This is a genomic window from Aquimarina sp., assembly GCF_977115655.1.
In genome coordinates this window covers 18,964-38,145 of record NZ_CDSBKO010000044.1, presented here as the reverse complement: position 1 = coordinate 38,145, position 19,182 = coordinate 18,964, and the positions used below count along the sequence as shown (strand labels likewise).

16 protein-coding genes are annotated in these 19,182 nt (G+C 34.8%); 6 read left to right on the top strand and 10 right to left on the bottom strand.

Annotated elements, in window-relative coordinates; all coding sequences use genetic code 11:
- Positions 1-44 precede the first annotated feature (44 nt).
- Genes ACZIYX_RS16900 through ACZIYX_RS16890 form a run of 3 tightly spaced genes read left to right on the top strand, consistent with a single transcriptional unit; the run spans position 45 to position 3,101 of the window.
- Positions 45-494: a nucleoside deaminase gene (locus ACZIYX_RS16900; protein WP_462683431.1), complete on the top strand. Its 450-nt coding sequence runs from the start codon at positions 45-47 to the stop codon at positions 492-494.
- 18 nt (positions 495-512) lie between these two features.
- Positions 513-2,432 carry a DUF294 nucleotidyltransferase-like domain-containing protein gene (locus ACZIYX_RS16895; protein ID WP_462683430.1) on the top strand — a complete coding sequence of 640 codons (1,920 nt, stop codon included), beginning with the start codon at positions 513-515 and terminating at the stop codon, positions 2,430-2,432.
- On the top strand, positions 2,433-3,101 hold the full coding sequence (locus tag ACZIYX_RS16890) for a 3'-5' exonuclease (RefSeq protein WP_462683429.1): 669 nt from the start codon (positions 2,433-2,435) through the stop codon (positions 3,099-3,101).
- Positions 3,102-3,165: 64 nt separating this feature from the next.
- Here ACZIYX_RS16890 and ACZIYX_RS16885 read toward each other — a convergent pair whose 3' ends face one another.
- From ACZIYX_RS16885 to aspS, 4 genes are all read right to left on the bottom strand, one after another.
- Complete coding sequence (locus ACZIYX_RS16885) at positions 3,166-3,363, bottom strand: cold-shock protein (RefSeq protein WP_462683428.1); 198 nt, start codon at positions 3,361-3,363, stop codon at positions 3,166-3,168.
- 83 nt (positions 3,364-3,446) lie between these two features.
- Complete coding sequence (locus ACZIYX_RS16880; RefSeq protein ID WP_462683427.1) at positions 3,447-3,698, bottom strand: hypothetical protein; 252 nt, start codon at positions 3,696-3,698, stop codon at positions 3,447-3,449.
- Between the two features lie 44 nt (positions 3,699-3,742).
- Positions 3,743-5,527 carry a chloride channel protein gene (locus tag ACZIYX_RS16875; RefSeq protein WP_462683426.1) on the bottom strand — a complete coding sequence of 595 codons (1,785 nt, stop codon included), beginning with the start codon at positions 5,525-5,527 and terminating at the stop codon, positions 3,743-3,745.
- Positions 5,528-5,586: 59 nt separating this feature from the next.
- Entirely contained in the window at positions 5,587-7,335 is a 1,749-nt protein-coding gene (gene aspS, locus ACZIYX_RS16870) for an aspartate--tRNA ligase (RefSeq protein ID WP_462683425.1), read from the bottom strand.
- Positions 7,336-7,643: 308 nt separating this feature from the next.
- Between aspS and ACZIYX_RS16865 the strand changes: the two genes are divergently transcribed.
- Positions 7,644-10,682, top strand: coding sequence for a SusC/RagA family TonB-linked outer membrane protein (locus ACZIYX_RS16865; RefSeq protein ID WP_462683424.1), 3,039 nt, complete (start codon positions 7,644-7,646; stop codon positions 10,680-10,682).
- Positions 10,683-10,698: 16 nt separating this feature from the next.
- On the top strand, positions 10,699-12,039 hold the full coding sequence (locus tag ACZIYX_RS16860) for a RagB/SusD family nutrient uptake outer membrane protein (protein ID WP_462683423.1): 1,341 nt from the start codon (positions 10,699-10,701) through the stop codon (positions 12,037-12,039).
- Between the two features lie 66 nt (positions 12,040-12,105).
- Here the strand turns inward: ACZIYX_RS16860 and ACZIYX_RS16855 are convergent, their stop codons facing one another.
- The 3 genes from ACZIYX_RS16855 to ACZIYX_RS16845 all read right to left on the bottom strand — a co-directional run bounded on the left by ACZIYX_RS16855 (position 12,106) and on the right by ACZIYX_RS16845 (position 14,646).
- Positions 12,106-12,267, bottom strand: coding sequence for a hypothetical protein (locus tag ACZIYX_RS16855; protein ID WP_462683422.1), 162 nt, complete (start codon positions 12,265-12,267; stop codon positions 12,106-12,108).
- A 90-nt stretch (positions 12,268-12,357) separates the two neighbouring features.
- A complete protein-coding gene (locus ACZIYX_RS16850; RefSeq protein WP_462683441.1) occupies positions 12,358-13,140 on the bottom strand; it encodes an enoyl-CoA hydratase/isomerase family protein in 783 nt (260 codons plus the stop codon).
- A gap of 48 nt (positions 13,141-13,188) precedes the next feature.
- The gene (locus ACZIYX_RS16845) at positions 13,189-14,646 is read right to left on the bottom strand and encodes a sensor histidine kinase (RefSeq protein WP_462683421.1); all 1,458 of its coding nucleotides are present in this window, start codon (positions 14,644-14,646) and stop codon (positions 13,189-13,191) included.
- 103 nt (positions 14,647-14,749) lie between these two features.
- On the opposite strand from ACZIYX_RS16845, the gene ACZIYX_RS16840 reads away from it, so the two are divergent.
- Positions 14,750-16,441 carry an ABC transporter ATP-binding protein gene (locus ACZIYX_RS16840; RefSeq protein WP_462683420.1) on the top strand — a complete coding sequence of 564 codons (1,692 nt, stop codon included), beginning with the start codon at positions 14,750-14,752 and terminating at the stop codon, positions 16,439-16,441.
- A 535-nt stretch (positions 16,442-16,976) separates the two neighbouring features.
- On the opposite strand, the gene ACZIYX_RS16835 is transcribed toward ACZIYX_RS16840, so the two are convergent.
- From ACZIYX_RS16835 to ACZIYX_RS16825, 3 genes are all read right to left on the bottom strand, one after another.
- Entirely contained in the window at positions 16,977-17,633 is a 657-nt protein-coding gene (locus ACZIYX_RS16835; protein ID WP_462683419.1) for a CoA transferase subunit B, read from the bottom strand.
- A gap of 133 nt (positions 17,634-17,766) precedes the next feature.
- Positions 17,767-18,408, bottom strand: coding sequence for a peroxiredoxin (locus tag ACZIYX_RS16830; RefSeq protein WP_462683418.1), 642 nt, complete (start codon positions 18,406-18,408; stop codon positions 17,767-17,769).
- A 37-nt stretch (positions 18,409-18,445) separates the two neighbouring features.
- On the bottom strand, positions 18,446-19,147 hold the full coding sequence (locus ACZIYX_RS16825; protein ID WP_462683417.1) for a CoA transferase subunit A: 702 nt from the start codon (positions 19,145-19,147) through the stop codon (positions 18,446-18,448).
- Between the last annotated feature and the right edge of the window lie 35 nt (positions 19,148-19,182).

Below are 19,182 nucleotides of genomic sequence, written 5' to 3'. Positions count from 1 at the left end.
CCTGCCAATTTGCTTAAGTTTGTGTATAAGCTTAAGTTGTAGATATGCTAGATCCATTAGATGATTCTTATTATATGAAAAAAGCCTTGCAGGAAGCAGCATTGGCGTATGAAAAAGATGAGGTTCCGATAGGGGCGATTATTGTTGTTGCAGACAGGATTATTGCCCGGGCACATAATCTTACCGAACTATTAAACGATGTTACCGCACATGCCGAAATGCAAGCCATAACAGCTGCAGCAAATTATCTTGGAGGAAAATACCTTAAAGAATGTACCCTGTACGTAACTCTGGAACCATGCCAGATGTGCGCCGGAGCTTTATATTGGAGTCAAATTAAAAAAATAGTATATGGTGCTGTTGATGAAAAGAGGGGGTGTGGTACAATGGGAACAAAGTTGCATCCAAAAACAGAAATAAAAGGAGGTGTTTTAGAAGAAGAATGTAAAGAAATAATAACTCGTTTTTTTGTAGAGAAACGCAATACAAATTAAAAATATGATTCTTGATAAATGAAAAATACCATTGCAGAGAGAATACAGGATTTTTTAAAGGAATTTCCGCCTTTTGATAGCCTGCAAGGAGAAGACTTGTTATCTATTTCGAGTCAGATTAGAGTTTTGTATGTACAGAAAGGAGAATATGTTTTTAAACAAGATAATCCTTGTAATGACGAGTTTTATATAGTTAGGGAAGGAGCTGTTGGACTGTATCGAAATTTTGATACAGATCAAAGCCTGGTAGATATATGTGATGCTGGTGATCTGTTTGGACTTAGAGTTATAATTATTAAAAAAGAATATAGAATGTCTGCAATAGCAGATGAAGAATCTATTGTTTATGCAATCCCGACGCAAGTATTTGAGCCTTTTATTGAAAAAAACAAAGAAGTAAATAAATTTCTTTTAGAAACCTTTGCCGCACATGCCAGAAATTATTTTACAGAAACGGATAAAGGGCAACGTATAGATAATACAATTTCTATAGAGGCAGCAAAAGATCTTTCGGCATTACGCAGTATTTCTTATTTAAAAAAGCCTGTAACTTGCTTGCCAAAAGATACTGTTAGGGATATTGCCGAAAGGATGACCAGTAATAAGGTAAGTTGTATTGTAATCATTGACAAGGATAAATGCCCTGTAGGAATAATAACAGACAGGGATTTAAGAGCAAAAGTTGCTACAGGAATATTTGCTGTTACATCTTCTGTGGATCAGATCATGGTATCCCCTGTAGTTACATATCCCAAAACAATGACAATTGCAGAGGCTCAAATAGCTTTAATAAAACACGATGTTAGCCATCTTTGTATTACCAAAGACGGAACCCAAAACTCAAAATTAAAAGGTATTCTTTCAGATCATGATCTTTTGGTTTCTTTTGGTAATAACCCTTCTGTGTTAATCAAAGAAATAAAGCGTATCAAAAAAATCCAGAAGCTCAGGTATATTCGTAAGCAGGTAGAAAAGCTTTTGAAAACTTATTTAGAGCAAGATATCCCTACAATTCATATTATAAATATTATTTCTGAAATAAATGATGCATTAACAATTCGAATAATAGATTTAGCAATAAAAAAAATGGTGTTTCCGCCCCCGGTCCCCTTTTGTTTTTTGGTTTTGGGAAGCCAGGGTAGAAGAGAGCAGTTGCTTTTAACAGATCAGGACAATGCTATTGTTTTTGAAAATGTGCCAGAACAGGATTACGAACCTGTACAACAGTATTTTATAGAATTAGCTGGCGAAATTACCAAAGGGCTACATTCTATTGGTTATGAATACTGCCCTGCCGAGATGATGGCTAGTAATTCGAGATGGTGTATGTCGTTGTCCAAGTGGGAAATACAATTCAAGGATTGGATGATAACCCCTACTGAAGAAGGAACTTTATTGTCTTCTATCTTTTTTGATTTTCAGTATATATACGGGGATGTATCTATGGCAGATAAACTATCCCAAGTTGTATTTGAAGGAGTTAATAAAAGCAATAGGTTTTTGGCATTATTAGGAGTTAGTGCTATTCAAAAACCATCTCCTTTAGGGTTTTTTAAACAATTTTTGGTAGAACAGAACGGGGATCATAAAGATACTTTTGATATAAAAATAAGAGCAATGATGGTTTTGATTGATGCTGCCAGGATCTTAGTGCTTTTTCATAATGTGAAAGGAGTAAACAATACTTTGTTACGATATGATAAACTTGCTGAAATAGAGCCTAACAACAGAGAGCTTTTTGAAAGTTGTGCAAAGGCATTTAGAGTTCTTATTAAATTTAGAACCAGACAAGGATTGATTAATCATGATTCGGGCAGGTTTATAAAATTAAATACGCTAAGTAAAAATGATAAATTACGACTTAAAAGGTGTTTTAGGCCAGTAAGAGATATACAAGAATTATTACGTGTTCGTTTTCAACTTAAGAACTTGATATAAATGCAATTTTGGTTTAAAAAAAATAAAGATTATCCTCTTTTTTGGCAAAAATATGGGAACCTTTTTAGTGAAAAGAAACAAAAACAAACGTTTCAGGATATCCGTTTTATTGCTTTTGATACAGAGACTACAGGATTTGATTATACCCACGATCGCATTTTATCTATTGGGGCAATAGCTATTAAAAATAATGCAATAGAGGTGTCAGACCAATTAGAGATATATTTGGATCAGGAAGTGTTTAATAAAGATACTGTACAGATTCATGGAATTCGTAAAAACAATGGCTTGTCCAAAGTACTAGAAAAAAAAGCTCTTGAGCTTTTTATAGAATATATTGGGGATGCTATTCTTATCGCGCATCATGCAGAGTTTGATAAAAAAATGATTAATAAAGCTTTGTCCAGACATGACTTGGGAATATTGAAAAACAAGATATTGGACACAGGTGTCCTTTTTAAGAAAACCAAACACCAAGTCTACCTTGTGGATAAATACAATATACATTATAGTTTAGATGAGCTATGTAATGATCTTAAAATATCCAAAAGCGACAGGCATACAGCATCCGGGGATGCTTTTATTACAGCAATGGCTTTTTTAAAAATTTTGCCCAGATTTAATAAAGGAAAAAAAATGGAGATCAATGATTTGTTTAAGGTAAGGTAATACTGGTTAAAAACAAAAAAACACTACCAAGTGTAGTGCTTTCAAAACTTAGAAATGATATGTTTTAGTCATGAATTACGCGTACTTTTGCAGCAATAATTCCTTTTCTTCCTTCTTGTTCTTCATAGGTAACCTTATCTCCTTCATTTAACGCTTCTCCATTTAATCCAGAGGCATGAACGAAGATGTCTTTTCCTGTTTCGTTGTTGGTAATAAATCCGTACCCTTTTGATTCGTTAAAAAACTTTACTATTCCTTCCATTGTAATAAAATAAAAAATTTGAATACTAAAGTTAATTTTAAATTTTTTACGATCTGTTATTAAAATGTGAATATTTTAAGGATTTATGGCTTGTTATTTTCTTTTTCGTAGTCTCTCATTTTATTAAGGTTTTCTTCGGTAAGCATATAATCTTTTACATTTTTGTTTTTCCATCGGTGATATATAAACAGAGGCATCAATATAAATGCAGAAACTAAAATACCGACCCCTACCAGCTTGTCTCCTGTTGCATGATTCCCGATGTTTTTATAATAATACCCGATACAAATTAAAAGAAGAATTGCTACAAAAAGTATTTTGATAAAGTATTTCATAATATTTTTATTTATTGAGTAATCTTGTACTTGAGCAGTACTTTTTATTGTGTAAAATTAATTAACTTTCGGCGGTAGGATGTTAAAAGTTTTGATTTAGAAATAAACCCAAAATATTTTCCATTTCTGATTACAGGAAGATTCCATGCTCCTGTATCTTGAAACTTTTTCATAACTGTTTTTACATTGTCTTCTTCATAAACAATAACAACGGGGGTCTCGGACATTAATTTTTTTACTTTAATTTTGTGGTACAAGGTAATATCAAACATAATGTCTCTTATATCATCCAAAGCAACCATACCAATCAAATGATCAAAAGCATCTGTAACAGGAAAAAGGTTTCTGTTGGACTTTGCTACTGCTTCGCTCAAAAGCTGTTTTAAGGTGTACTCTGGTTTTACAGACACAAAATTGGTTTCAATACAATCCTCCAGGCTCATAAGGGTCAATACCGTTTGATCTTTATCATGAGTTAATAGTTTTCCTTGTTTTGCTAACTCGCGGGTATAGATATTATGCTCGATTCTATTTTTAGAAATAATAAAGGATATTGCAGTAGTGATCATAAGTGGTACAAATAGCTCATAGCTAGAGGTAATCTCTGCAATAAGAAATATAGAGGTTAGTGGTGCATGCAGCACTCCTGCAATAAGCCCGGCCATTCCCAATAATGTAAAATTAGCTTCAGAAACTTCAAAACCTATTCCCAGGTTATTAATTACTTTAGAAACTACATTACCTAGTGCACTGCCCATTACCATTGTAGGGATAAATATACCTCCATACCCTCCTGCGGCAAATGTAGCAGTCATGGCAACAGCTTTAAAAATGGTAATACCGGTTAATAAAGCAATAACGACCCAGATATTATGTGTCATATTATCAAATGGTGTTTTGCCTATAGCCTTTATATGATCCCCATGTAACAGGTCGTTAATAAACCCAAGCCCTTCACCATACAGGGGAGGGATAAAATATAGCATGATCCCAATAGCAAGTCCGCCAATTAGTAACCGGTATATTTTTTTAGAAAAACGGCTAAAAAAATGCAGTATTCCAAAATACATTTTAGTAAAATAGATAGAGGCAACTGCAGTTCCTACTCCCAGAATGATGTAAAAAGGAGTGTCATAAATGTCGAATTTTTCTAAAACATTAAATCTGAATAAAACTTCGTCCCCCAAAAAGAAATAGGAGGTAATAATAGAGGATACAGATGCAAACAGAAGAGGTAACAGAGATGTTAATGTAAGATCCAGACTAAATACTTCTACAGCAAACACCAAACCAGCCAAAGGGGATTTGAATACTGCAGAAATTGCACCGGCAGAGGCACAGCCAATAAGTAATACCCGGGTTTTTCGGTTAACATGAAACAAGGTGCTAAAGCTGGAACTAAGAGCAGATCCAGAACTAATTGCAGGTCCCAAAAGCCCTACCGAACCCCCAAAACCAACTGTAATAGGGGCTAGTATAAGAGGTAAGTATCCATGTATAGATTTTATGCTTCCGTTTTTTTTAGAAAGAGCATGTAAAATTAAAGGAATAGCAGATTCCACATTTTCTTTAAATAAGTATTTTGTGAGTAAATAGACTATCCATAGACCTATTATAGGGATAATAAAATAAAAAGAAGTTTGCCAAGAAATAATATCACTCTGTAATACCACCTGAATCAGGTGGGTGATGTTTTTTAACAACAAAGAAACCAAACCAGCGGTAAAGCCAACAAGAATACTTAGGATAAGAATAAAATTCTTATCTGAAATATGGCGATACCGCCATTTAAGAATACGATAAAGTAATGTCTTTTTTTTAGAGGACATGTATACTTTTCTTAAGTAGTTTAAAGGTAGTAAAAATCCCGCTTATGGCGGGATTAATATTATACATCAAGTTTTATATGTAATTCTTTGAGTTGTTCTGTGTCAATAGTAGCTGGTGCATCGATCATTACATCCCGTCCACTATTATTTTTTGGGAACGCTATAAAATCTCGTATAGTTTCCTGACCGCCAAGGATAGAAACCAATCTGTCAAATCCAAATGCGATACCTCCATGCGGGGGAGCACCATATTGAAAAGCATCCATTAAAAACCCAAATTGTGCTTTTGCTTCTTCTGGGGTAAACCCTAAGTGATCAAACATTAATGCTTGTGTGGCTTTATCATGTATACGAATAGAGCCTCCCCCAATTTCATTTCCGTTTAAAACAAGATCATAAGCATTAGCACGTACCTCTCCAGGGTTGGTGTCCAACAGGACAATATCTTCTGGTTTAGGTGAGGTAAAGGGATGGTGCATTGCATGGTATCGTTTTGTGTCCTCGTCCCATTCTAACAAAGGAAAATCAAGAACCCATAATGGGGCAAATTCTTCTGGGTTTCTAAGTCCCAGTCGTTCTGCCAATTCCATTCTAAGGGCACTTAATTGAGCTCTTACTTTATTTGCAGAACCAGAAAGCACACAGATTAAGTCTCCCGGATTGGCTTCGGTGGTTTTTGCCCACTTGGCCAAATCTTCCTGATCATAAAACTTATCAACAGAAGACTTATAAGTTCCATCTTCATTACATTTTACATATACCATTCCCAAAGCTCCAACCTGTGGTCGTTTAACCCAATCAATAAGACTGTCTATTTCTTTTCTGGTATAAGAACCCCCGTTAGGAACCGCAATACCTACTACCAACTCAGCATCATTAAATACTTTAAAATCTTTATGCTGTGCAACTTCATTAAGTTCGCCAAATTTCATCCCAAATCTAATATCAGGTTTGTCATTGCCATAAGTTTTTATAGCCTGATCATAAGTCATTCTGGGAAAATTTGCAATATCGATTCCTTTTATTTCAGACAATAAATGGCGGGTAAGCCCTTCAAACACATTTAAAATATCTTCTTGCTCAACAAATGCCATTTCACAATCTATTTGTGTAAACTCTGGTTGTCTGTCGGCTCTTAAATCTTCGTCTCTAAAACATTTTACAATCTGAAAATATTTGTCCATTCCGCCAACCATAAGCAATTGTTTAAAAGTTTGCGGGGATTGGGGCAATGCATAAAACTGCCCTTCGTTCATTCTGGAAGGAACAACAAAATCTCTGGCACCTTCTGGAGTGGATTTAATTAAATAGGGAGTTTCTACTTCGACAAAATCTTTTGCAGATAAGTAGTTTCTAACCAACATTCCTACCTTGTGGCGAAACATCAGATTATTTTTTACAGGGTTACGTCTAATATCCAAATAACGATATTTCATTCGTATATCTTCGCCTCCATCTGTTTCATCTTCAATAGTAAAAGGAGGTGTTTGTGCTTCATTCAGGATAGTAAGTTCTGAAACTAAAACCTCAATATCCCCGGTTGGCATATTGGGATTTTTGGATTCACGCTCGATAACTGTTCCTTTAACTTGTATAACAAACTCTCTTCCCAGTTTTTTAGAGTTTTCTAAAAGTTCTTTAGCAGTACGTTCTTCGTCAAAAACTAATTGAGTAATACCATAACGATCTCTGATCACTACCCAATTTAAAGAACCTAAATCTTTTATTCTTTGAACCCATCCGGCAAGAGTTACTTCTGTATGGATATTTGCGGCTCGTAATTCGCCACAAGAATGACTTCTGTACATAGTTACATATTAAGGCTGCAAAAATAAGAAGTTTTATGGATTAGTTGATGTTTGGTTGTTGATTACTTAAAAAATAAATTCAATTTCTGTGCGCCCAATTTCAAAGTTAAAATGATATTATATAAGCTTGCCTGAAAATAAGTTTTTTTTAGGGGTATAAATGAGCGGGATTTGATTTTATTTAAGGATCGACAAATCATTGTGATTTTTGTAGTTTTTTTTATTTTTTATTGCGAACAATTGTTAGTTTTAACATTTTTATATCAAAATCTTTTAATAGATTTAACCAAACATTTAAACAGATCATTATGAAAAAACACACACATTATAGCAAGATAAAGATTTTGCTACTCTTAATTTTTGCTCCGGTTGTGCTGCTCGCTCAGGAGACTATCACAGGTAAGGTGGTCATCGAGGGTACCGGACAGGGAGCAGCTTTTATGAATGTTGTAGAAGAAGGAACAAATAATGGTACTTCTAGTGATATTGATGGTAATTTTAGCATTACTGTAAATAAATTGCCGGTTAGACTTAAAATATTTGCCTTGGGGTTTGCAGAAAAAATAGTACCTGTGGCAACTGCAGGAGATATCACTGTGCAGGTAAAAGAATCTACAGAATCTTTAGAAGAAGTTGTGGTAACGGGTTTGGCAACATCGGTAAAAAGAAGTAATGCAGCAAATGCTGTGGCTTCTATTTCATCTGAGGATTTAGCAGGATTAACACCACCCCAAACTCTGGATGGAGCTCTGGCAGGAAAATTTGCGGGAGCATTGATTACCAAAAGTTCTGGTGCACCAGGAGGAGGAATATCGGTAAAACTTAGAGGAGTTACTTCTATTAACGGTAATTCTCAGCCATTATATATTGTAGATGGAGTATATGTAAACAACAATAGTATTTCTGGTGCCGGATTAAATGCAGTATCCGGTGCGGCTAGTGGAGGTAATGCTTCTAATCAGGATAACCCGTCAAACAGGATTGCAGATATTAACCCGGATGATATAGAAAGTGTAGAAGTACTTAAAGGAGCATCTGCAGCAGCGATTTATGGGGCAAGAGCAGCAGCAGGGGTAATAATTATCACGACCAAAAAAGGACAACAAGGAAAAACCAAGGTTTCTTTTTCTCAGGATGCCGGGTTTAATACTATCCTTAATTTAAGGGGGCAACGAAATTACACAGAGCAAAAGGCATTTGATTTCTTTTTTAGTCCAAATCCAGGGGATCCTGTTGCTGAACAACAATCTAGAGATGCAGCTAATGCTCAGGTAGATTTGTTTCGTAGTGCAAGGGACTCAGGGAAACTTGTTGACTATGAAAAAGAAATTTTTGGAGAAAAAGGGTTTATCTCAAATACCAGTGTAAATGTTTCAGGAGGGTCTGAGAATACCCAATACTATGCAGCGTTTTCTAATAATGAAGAAAAAGGGATTGTTAAAAACACAGGATATAACAGAAAGTCCATGCGTTTAAATATTAACCATAGTTTTTTGGATAATAAAGCAAAACTATCTTTATCCAGTAATTACATTGATTCCCAATCCGACAGGGGGTTTTTTAACAATGATAATACCGGTACAACGATTGGGGTAGCATTAACCTCTACACTACCGTGGGCACAACTACAACCAGACGCGCTGGGAGTATATCCCGATAACCCGTTTGGTGCGTCAAATCCTTTGCAAACAAGAGATTTGGTAACAAACAGAGAAGATGTGAACAGATTTATAGTAGGGGGTACATTAGATATGCAGCTTTATGAAACAGAAAAATCCAATTTAAAACTTATATTAGGAGGAGGAGTGGATTACTATGAATTGGTAACTACTGCTATTTTTCCTAAAACCTTACAATTTCAAAAACCGCCAAGAGGATTAAACGGATTATCTGCCCTGGGAACAACAGAAAATAAGGACGCCAATTATTCTGCATTTTTAGTACACAATTTTACAACGGCTAGTGACCTTAATTTTAGAACACAAGCAGGACTTACAAAGCAAACTTTTAGCCGAAATACAGTTAGTAACATTGCGTCTAATTTAATTGCTTTTGAAACCAATTTGGATCAGGGAGCAAATGTAAGTGTATCCCAGTTTAGACAAGAACAAGAAGATCAGGGCTTTTTTGTGCAGGAAGAATTAAATTATCAGGATAAGATAATTGCAACTATTGGGGTTAGAGGGGATAAATCCACTAATAATGGGGATGCCAATGAGTTCTTTTATTATCCAAAAGCTTCTGCAGCGGTAAACTTGCATACTTTTGATTTTTGGAAAATCCCGGTTGTGAACCAATTTAAAATTAGAGCTGCGTATGGTGAAGCAGGAAATTTTGCGCCAAACGGGGCATTGTTTACTACCTATACAAATGCATTGATCGATGGTATAGCCGGTATAGTAGTACCTGTAAACCCACTAGCTTTGGGTAATCCAGATATTAGCCCAGAAAAACAAAAAGAACTTGAAGTTGGTTTTGATGCCAGTTTTTTGAATAGCAAAGTTAATTTAGAATTTTCATATTACAACAAAAGTGTAGACGATCTGATTTTACGATCTAATGTAGAGCCTTCTTCCGGATATACTTTGAAATTTTCTAATGCAGGTAATCTAGAAAACAGAGGGGTTGAGATTGGATTAAATGCAGATATATTCGAAAATGATAATTTTTCGTGGAACACAGGGGCTATATTTTTTACTAATACCTCTGAGGTAACTAAATTAGAGGTAGATCCATTTAACTTGGGTGGTTTTGGTACCGGTTTAGGAACTTTTAGAATTGAAGAAGGAAAAAGCGCAACTCAAATAGTTGGAACCAATGTAAATGGAGATTTGGTAGTTTTGGGAAATGCCGAGCCGGATTTTCAGGTAACTTTTACAAATAATTTACAATATAAAGATTTTACCTTGTCTTTTTTATGGCACTGGAAACAAGGAGGAGATAATATAAATTTAACAAGCCTTCTAACAGATTTTGGGGGAACAAGCGCAGATTATGATGATATTGATATAGATCCTGCAGGAGTAACACCAAATGGGCCATATAGAATTGGGGCTTTTAGAGGAGGAAATGCTACTCCGTTTGTAGAAGACGCTTCCTATTTACGTTTAAGAGAGGTTGGACTTTATTATACCTTACCAACTAAATTTTTGGAGCAGGTATTTAAAGGACATATATCTAATTTTAAGATTGGGTTCTCAGGGAATAACTTGATTAATATATTTGATTATAACAGTTACGATCCCGAGGTTTCAAATTTTGGGTCTAACGGGTTATCCACAGGGGTTGAAGTAACACCATTTCCTTCATCAAAACGTTATTTATTTCACCTGGCAGTCGATTTTTAATATAAAACATAAGAAAATGAAAATAATAAAGATTTTTTTAATAACGATCCTGTCTTCTGTGTTCGTATTATCATGCGATATTGAAGATGGACGAGATTTGAATGGCCCTAGTACAGAATCTATATCCAGTGATTTATCCAAAGGAGAATTACAAGAAACTATTGGAGGCGTACTAGCAGATATGAGACGTCAGTTAGGAACGCAGGTAGATGGACAGGCAGTAGCAGGAAGAGAATACTGGAGGTTTCAAAGTTCGGATCCAAGATGGACAGCAGATTTACTTACAGGAACATTAGATAATAATGCTTTTTATACTACTAATACCTATGCTGCCCGATATGGAACTATTAAAGATGCTAACCTTTTATTAGAAGGGTTGACGAATACGACAGAAACATTTTCTGATGCAGAAAAAGCAAGTATTAGGGGGTTTGTGAATACCATAAAAGCGCATGAGCTATTGATGGTGTTAAACCAACAGTACAAAAATGGGATACGGGTAGATGTGTCTAATCCAAATGCATTAGGGCCTTTTTTAAGTTACGAGGATTCCCTTACTGCTATTTTTACTCTGTTAACCAGTGCAGCTTCAGACTTATCTAATGGTGGAGGAAAGTTTCCTTTTAATCTTCCTTCTGGTTTTTCAATAGCAAATACTCCTGCGGATTTTTTAAAATTTAATAAAGCACTAACAGCAAGGGTAGAAACATACCGGGGCAATTATAGTTCGGCAAAAACATTACTAGAAAATTCTTTTATGGATAATAATATAGGTGCTGACTTGCAAAAAGGAGTTTATTTTACCTTCTCATTAACAGGTGCAGATGTTGCTAATCCATTGTTTTTTGCAAAAAATGCAACAGGAGGAAATGCCAGAATAGCACATCCTTCTTTTATTACCGATGCAGAAACTGGTGATGCAAGATTGAATAAAGTTTCTTTTAGAGAAGCTCCTAACTCTTCGGGGGTGGTAGTTCCTAATCCATTAACACAATCTAACTTAACAGGATCTCATGATGTATTTATCTATAAGAGCAATACAGACCCTGTTGCAGTAATAAGAAACGAAGAGCTAATCCTATTGTATGCAGAGGCTAATCATGTTTCTGATCCTGCTGCTGCCGTAACAGCTATAAATGTAATAAGAGCCGCAGCAAGTTTGCCTGCTTATACCGGTGCTACTGCACCTGCAGATCTGGTAAATGAAATCTTAAAACAAAGACGATACTCTCTTTATGCAGAAGGGGGACATAGATGGATTGATTTAAGAAGATTTAATAAATTAGGAGAATTACCTATTGATAGAACAGGTGATGCTACATTCGAGAAGTTTCCTACTCCTGCAAACGAAAATTAATGTATTTAATATAGTATAGAAAACGCCGCATCTTTGCGGCGTTTTTTTATAATGTTCCTCTTTTGTTTATTCTCTTTGGTCTGGAATCAAAATCATCATCTGGATTTTGTGGGATTCCTGATTTGTTGCTAATACCATATTTACCTTGAATTTACTGCAATAAATTATCTTTTCTGCCTGTGCTTCAAAATAAAAATTAGCCATGGCTATGCCGATAGCTCTGTACAAGTGTTATGCTCAACTTTTTTTTCTTTACATAAACAAAAAGACCTCACGGGTTTGATCCTGTGAGGTCTGCAATTTTATTTTATATTGTTGTTATTTTCCTGGAAATTCTGCTTTTCTTTTTTCCAAAAACGCGGTAGTTCCTTCTTTAAAATCTTCTGTTCCAAAGCAATTGCCAAATTGTTCTATTTCTGCTTCAAAACCATTTACACCGTCTTCATAGCCTGCGTTTACAGCTTTAATAGCTGCCCCAATAGCTACAGAAGAATTTTTCATTATTTTGGTTGCCAATTTTTCAGCAAATGATACTATTTCTTCCTGAGCAGTTATATGATTTACCAAACCATATTGTAATGCTTGGTTAGCATCAATCATACCTGCTGTCATAATCATTTCCATTGCACGTCCCTTGCCTACCAATTGTGGCAACCGTTGTGTTCCTCCATATCCCGGAATAACTCCCAAAGAAACCTCTGGCAATCCCATTTTAGCATTATTACTGGCAATTCTAAAATGTGCTGCCATTGCTAACTCTAATCCTCCACCCAATGCAAAACCGTTTATGGCCGCAATAACCGGGGTAGAAAGATTTGCTACAAAATCAAAAAGCAATTCTTGCCCTTTTGCTGCTAGTTTTGCGCCCTCAGACACAGAAAAGCCAGCAAATTCGCTTATATCTGCTCCAGCTACAAATGCTTTTTCGCCGCTTCCTGTAATAATAATAACTTTGGTATCGGGATCTATATCTGCTGCTCTAAAAGCAGCATGCAGTTCTTGTATAGTTTCTTTATTAAGTGCGTTTAATTTTAACGGGCGATTGATCGTAATCGTAGTTATTCCGTTATTTTGAGAGGTTAGAATGTTTGTATACATTATATAACGTGTGTTTATATCTTTATAGCTAAGCAAAACTTTCTTAAAAAGTTATTCTTTTGGAAATTTAACCTTAAAAACAGTTCCTTTTCCTTTTTGTGATGTAAAAGTAATACTTCCTTTATAAGTTTCTACAATATTTTTTACCATTCCCAATCCTAGTCCCATACCACTGGTTTTGGTGGTAAATTTTGGCTCAAAAACTTTCTTTTTATTGTCCTCAGATATTCCAATTCCATTATCTGCTACTGTAATGACCACTTCTTTATTTTCTGAAAAAACATCGACAATAATTTTTGGAGTTCGATTTTCAGGAATTGCCTGTATAGCATTTTTTACCAGGTTAGTTACTACCCTGATAAGCTGTGTTCTGTCAAATTTAGCGATGATTTCTTCTTTTTCTGATGGAAAAACAATATAATCTTCATTAAAGATATCTAATGCCAAACCAACTATTTTGATAACATCCAAAGTTTCATTTTTTTGTGCCGGCATTTGTGCAAAATTTGAAAATGCCGAGGCAATAGAACTCATTGTATCGATCTGTTGTATCAAAGTATTACTATATTCTTGCACTTTTTGAAATATATTAGGATCATTAGGATCAAATTTTCTTTGAAAACTTTGTACTGTTAGCCGCATTGGTGTTAAAGGATTTTTGATCTCATGTGCAACCTGCTTCGCCATCTCTCTCCATGCCGCCTCTCTTTCACTTTTGGCAAGCATTGCAGCACTTTGTTCGAGTTCATCGATCATACTGTTATATGCATTTACCAAAGAGTAAATTTCTTCGCTGGCATCCCCAATATCAATTCGTTTATTCCTCTTGTCCAACCTTGTTTGATCTATAGTTTCAGAAATTGTTTTTAAAGACCGGGTAATATATTTTGATAAAAAGTATGCTAGTATAATTGCAACAAGAAGCATTAACAGGTATACCTGCCCCAAACGCCTTAAAAACTCTATTAATTCTCTTGTTATCAAATCATCATCTTCAAGATAAGGCAGATGCAGGATTCCCAAAGGTTTGGATCTGGTATCTGTAATATAGGTATAAGAGGTTAAAAATCTTTCTCCGTTTTTTTCAGATTTCACCAAATACTTTTTATCATAAAGGGAAGCCAATGTATCCAAAATTAACGGACTAAGCTGTATATCTGTGGTATCTTTAAAAAATGTGCTTTCAGACTTGACCAATAATTCTCCAGAAAGGCCATATATATTTATTGGCAAAGAATGTTCTTCAGATATTTGATAAATTCGTTGTCTTTCTCTGAATATTAAAGGAAGGTTTTCTTGATTTACAGGATAGGTAGTGCTTTTTAAAGCATTATTAATTGCAATTTGAATTCTTTCTTCTTTTCGCTCCAATCGTTCCCTGTGATACTCTTCTGCTTCTTCTTTATATTGATAGATAGTAACCGCAGCAATCAATATGGATGCAAGAAACACCAATGCTGTCATAGAGATAAAGATACGGGTACGAAGAGAAAGTTTTAATAGCCTCATAATTATTTTTGAACCCTAAATATAGCAAATATCACACCAAAATAGTTGTGAAAAGAAATCTGTGAAACCATTGAATTTACTAAATTTACCTAGCTTTTAGGTTATGGACAATATTACACTACTTTCTGTACAAAATCTTTGTATCTCTTTTTTATCTGAAGGAAAAGAGACCCAGGTTCTCAAAGATATAACTTTTGATCTTCATAAAAACGAAATATTGGGAGTGGTTGGGGAGTCAGGAAGTGGAAAGTCTGTGACTTCTTTGGCTATTTTGGGGCTATTGCCTGATAAAATTGCTAAAATTACAAAGGGAGATATTATGTATAATAATTTTTCTTTGCCAGAGCTTGACAAAAAAAAATACCAATCGATTAGGGGTAATGAGATTGCCATGATCTTTCAAGAGCCTATGAGTTCTTTAAACCCCTCTATGAAATGTGGCGCACAAGTGTCTGAAATTCTTTTTAGGCACACAACCATGTCTGTAAATGAGGTAAAAAAAGAAATCCTTTCTTTATTTGAAAAAGTAAAGCTTCCGGATCCTGACCGCATATATAAATCTTATCCACATCAATTAAGCGGAGGTCAAAAACAACGGGTAATGATTGCAATGGCGATCGCTTGTAAACCAAAACTATTAATTGCCGATGAACCCACGACTGCATTAGATGTTACTGTGCAAAAAGAAATTATAGAATTGCTGAAAGGATTACAAAAAGAATATGAAATGAGTATTCTTTTTATATCTCATGATCTGTCTCTGGTATCTGAAATTGCAGATCAGGTATTAGTAATGTATCAAGGAAAAATAATAGAATATGGTAATCCGCAAAAAATATTCAATACTCCAGAAAAAGAATACACCAAAGCATTGATTAGTGCAAGGCCACCAATGCACATCCGGTATAAAAAACTACCTGTTATTGCAGATTTTTTAGAAGAAAAAAACCTGAATAAAGAAATTATTACTAAAAAAGACCGGGAACAAAACCATAAAATTTTATATAGTAAACCTCCATTATTAGAGGTTGTTAATGTTAAGAAAAGTTACTTTTCTAAAGTAGGATTGTTTAAAAAATCAGAATTTAAGGCTATTGATGATGTAAGTTTTAAGCTTTATGAAGGAGAAACACTAGGGCTGGTAGGAGAATCAGGATGTGGTAAATCGACCTTAGGCAATAGTATTTTGCAATTAGACAAGGCTAGTAGCGGAAAAATTATATATAAAGGCAGGGATATCACACAATTATCTTCTTTTGAAACACGAAATTTAAGAAAAGAAATTCAGTTAATATTTCAGGATCCTTTTGCTTCTTTAAATCCCAAATTAACTATTGGTAAGGCAATTATGGAGCCCATGCAAGCTCATAGATTATATGGTAATGATACACAGAGAAAACACAAAACGATCGAGTTACTGGAACGTGTTGGCCTTGTTCCAGAACATTTTAATCGTTACCCGCATGAGTTTAGCGGGGGGCAACGACAACGTGTTGGGATTGCCAGGACTATTGCTATACAGCCAAAACTTATTATTTGTGATGAGTCTGTAAGTGCTTTGGATATATCTGTACAGGCACAGGTATTAAATCTTCTTAACGAGTTAAAAGATAATTTTGGGTTCACATATATTTTTATATCTCATGATCTGGCTGTAGTAAAATATATGTCTGACCAGTTGCTGGTAATGAACAAAGGAAAAATTGAAGAGTATGGCGATGCAGATAAAATCTACGAAAACCCCGAAAAAGAGTATACAAAAAAGCTTATAGCAGCTATTCCAAAAGGAAGATAAATAACAAAAAAAACCTGTTAAGCTTATCAGTTAACAGGTTTCATTCATCGCGACTTGGGGATGTTGCGATTTAATTAACAATAAAAATCACATCAGCAAAAATACTTTTTTAGCTATATAAGCACAATTAGAAATCAACTCTATTGTAGGCTTTATTGATCTCTGTAAGTTATTTATACGCTTTTTCATAATAGGGGGAATTGTGTGGGTTAATATTTTTTTTCTAATTTATAAAACTAATTTTATAAGGTCTCATTTTTTATCGGGTTACTAATATGCAAATTATTTTCAACAAAAACGTTTAAATACACATAAAATAGACAAAATACACATAATTTTAACATTAAAATCAAAAAAACAGCTTTTTGGCGTTAAAGTAAAGCTTTAAGCAGCTTAACAACCTTTTATCTAGTAGTCTTTTTCCTTCAAAAAAGAAGTTACTGCTTTGAATTTTAATAAACGTTACTTTTGCTTATTTATTATCTGTAGAGTATTAATTATTATTCGTTAGGATATATATAGAATTAGATATAAATCAATCCAATATCATTTCAGGTATATTTCCTTCAATTATAAGATTGCCTTCGGTAGCATTTTTAATATCCTCGACACTTACTCCCGGAGCTCTTTCAATAAGTTTAAAACCTTTGTCAATTACTTCCAAAAAAGCTAAATTAGTAACTATCTTTTTTACACAACCTACCCCCGTAAGTGGAAGCGAACATTTTTTTAGTAATTTGGATTCTCCTGCTTTATTAGTGTGCATCATTGCTACAATAATATTTTCGGCACTAGCAACAAGATCCATTGCTCCGCCCATTCCCTTAACCATTTTCCCGGGTATTTTCCAATTGGCAATATCTCCTTCCTCAGACACTTCCATTGCTCCCAGAACTGTTAAATCCACATGTTGACCTCTAATCATACCAAAACTCATTGCTGAATCAAAAAATGATGCTCCTGGCATTGTGGTAATGGTTTGTTTACCGGCGTTTATAATATCTGGATCTTCTTCTCCTTCAAAAGGAAATGGTCCCATCCCCAAAACCCCATTTTCACTTTGAAACTCTACTTCAATACCTTGTGGAATATAATTTGCTACCAGAGTAGGTATCCCAATCCCCAGATTAACAAAATATCCGTTTTGTAATTCTTTAGCAATACGTTTCGCTATTCCGTCTTTATCTAACATAATTTGTCTCCTTATAATCTTATATGTAAAATGATTGGTTGATTGGCTTTATTGAACATATACTAATAATAGAGCCAAAAACGTTGTGGTTTTTGCTCTCAAAGTATACGTATTTCAATCTTATAAATGGCTGCTAATCTAAGTTGGGTTGCGGTGTCATTCTTAAATAAGGCTTAATTTCTTTATGCCCTTTAGGAAATAGTTCAGGGATTTCCTCGTTGGTCACGGATGGAGCAATAACGCAATCTTCTCCTTGGTTCCAGTTTGCCGGGGTAGCTACTTTATGATAGGCTGTTAATTGAAGCGAATCAATAACCCGCAATAATTCATCAAAGTTTCTTCCGGTAGATGCAGGGTATGTTATTGTAAGTTTTATTTTTTTGTCTGGTCCAATTATAAAAACAGAGCGTACGGTTAATTTACTATCTGCATTTGGGTGGATCATATCGTACAATTCGGATACTTTTTTATCATCATCTGCAATTATAGGAAAGTTAACTGTTGTGTTTTGCGTTTCATTAATATCCTTAATCCATCCATAATGAGACTCTAAACCATCTACACTTAAGGCAGCTACTTTTACATTACGTTTATTAAATTCGTTTGTGTATTTTGCTACTGTTCCTAATTCTGTAGTACATACAGGTGTATAATCTGCTGGGTGCGAAAACAGGATTCCCCATTTATCTCCTAACCAGTTATGAAAATTTATTTCTCCTTCTGTAGTTTTTGCTATAAAGTTTGGAGCTTCATCCCCTAATCGTAATACTGCCATAATTTGTGTGTGCTTTGTGTGTTTTTAAAAAAATGTATTATTGTTTTTTACGAACTGTTCTTTGCTCGATTCTTTTTTCGTAGTTTTTTCCTTGAAAAATCCTTTGCACAAATATTCCAGGGATATGTATATGATCGGGATTTAATGTTCCGGCCGGAACTAATTCTTCAACTTCGGCTACAGTTATTTTTGCTGCCCCGCACATACATGGATTAAAATTTCTGGCGGTTCCTTTAAAAATTAAATTTCCTGCCTCATCTCCTTTCCAGGCTTTTACAAATGCAAAATCGGCTTTGAATGCATGTTCCAGTACATACATCTTACCATTAAACTCTCTGGTTTCTTTTCCTTCTGCTACTTCGGTACCATATCCGGCAGGTGTGTAAAATGCCGGAAATCCTCCTTGTGCAGCTCTGCATCTTTCTGCAAGAGTGCCTTGCGGGATTAGCTCTACATCCAGTTCTCCACTAAGCATTTGTCGTTCAAACTCATCGTTTTCCCCAACATAAGAAGAGATCATCTTTTTGATTTGTTTTTTTTGAAGAAGAAGCCCCAACCCAAAATCATCGACTCCTGCATTATTAGAAATACAGGTAAGTCCTTTGATATTAGATTTTACAAGTTCTGTGATAGCATTTTCCGGGATGCCGCATAATCCAAATCCCCCAAGCATAAAGGTCATATCATCTTCAATACCAACCAAAGCTTCGGTAACACCTTGTACCGTTTTACGAATCATATTATACTATTTTATAAACTAAAAGTAGTAAAAAA

Coding starts and splice junctions, on each gene's coding strand:
- ACZIYX_RS16825 (WP_462683417.1), bottom strand. CDS start 19,147: ATGATTCGTAAAACGGTACAAGGTGTTACCGAAGCTTTGGTTGGTATT.
- ACZIYX_RS16860 (WP_462683423.1), top strand. CDS start 10,699: ATGAAAATAATAAAGATTTTTTTAATAACGATCCTGTCTTCTGTGTTC.
- ACZIYX_RS16830 (WP_462683418.1), bottom strand. CDS start 18,408: ATGGCAGTATTACGATTAGGGGATGAAGCTCCAAACTTTATAGCAAAA.
- ACZIYX_RS16895 (WP_462683430.1), top strand. CDS start 513: ATGAAAAATACCATTGCAGAGAGAATACAGGATTTTTTAAAGGAATTT.
- ACZIYX_RS16900 (WP_462683431.1), top strand. CDS start 45: ATGCTAGATCCATTAGATGATTCTTATTATATGAAAAAAGCCTTGCAG.
- ACZIYX_RS16865 (WP_462683424.1), top strand. CDS start 7,644: ATGAAAAAACACACACATTATAGCAAGATAAAGATTTTGCTACTCTTA.
- ACZIYX_RS16890 (WP_462683429.1), top strand. CDS start 2,433: ATGCAATTTTGGTTTAAAAAAAATAAAGATTATCCTCTTTTTTGGCAA.
- ACZIYX_RS16845 (WP_462683421.1), bottom strand. CDS start 14,646: ATGAGGCTATTAAAACTTTCTCTTCGTACCCGTATCTTTATCTCTATG.
- ACZIYX_RS16880 (WP_462683427.1), bottom strand. CDS start 3,698: ATGAAATACTTTATCAAAATACTTTTTGTAGCAATTCTTCTTTTAATT.
- ACZIYX_RS16840 (WP_462683420.1), top strand. CDS start 14,750: ATGGACAATATTACACTACTTTCTGTACAAAATCTTTGTATCTCTTTT.
- ACZIYX_RS16875 (WP_462683426.1), bottom strand. CDS start 5,527: ATGTCCTCTAAAAAAAAGACATTACTTTATCGTATTCTTAAATGGCGG.
- ACZIYX_RS16835 (WP_462683419.1), bottom strand. CDS start 17,633: ATGTTAGATAAAGACGGAATAGCGAAACGTATTGCTAAAGAATTACAA.
- aspS (WP_462683425.1), bottom strand. CDS start 7,335: ATGTACAGAAGTCATTCTTGTGGCGAATTACGAGCCGCAAATATCCAT.
- ACZIYX_RS16885 (WP_462683428.1), bottom strand. CDS start 3,363: ATGGAAGGAATAGTAAAGTTTTTTAACGAATCAAAAGGGTACGGATTT.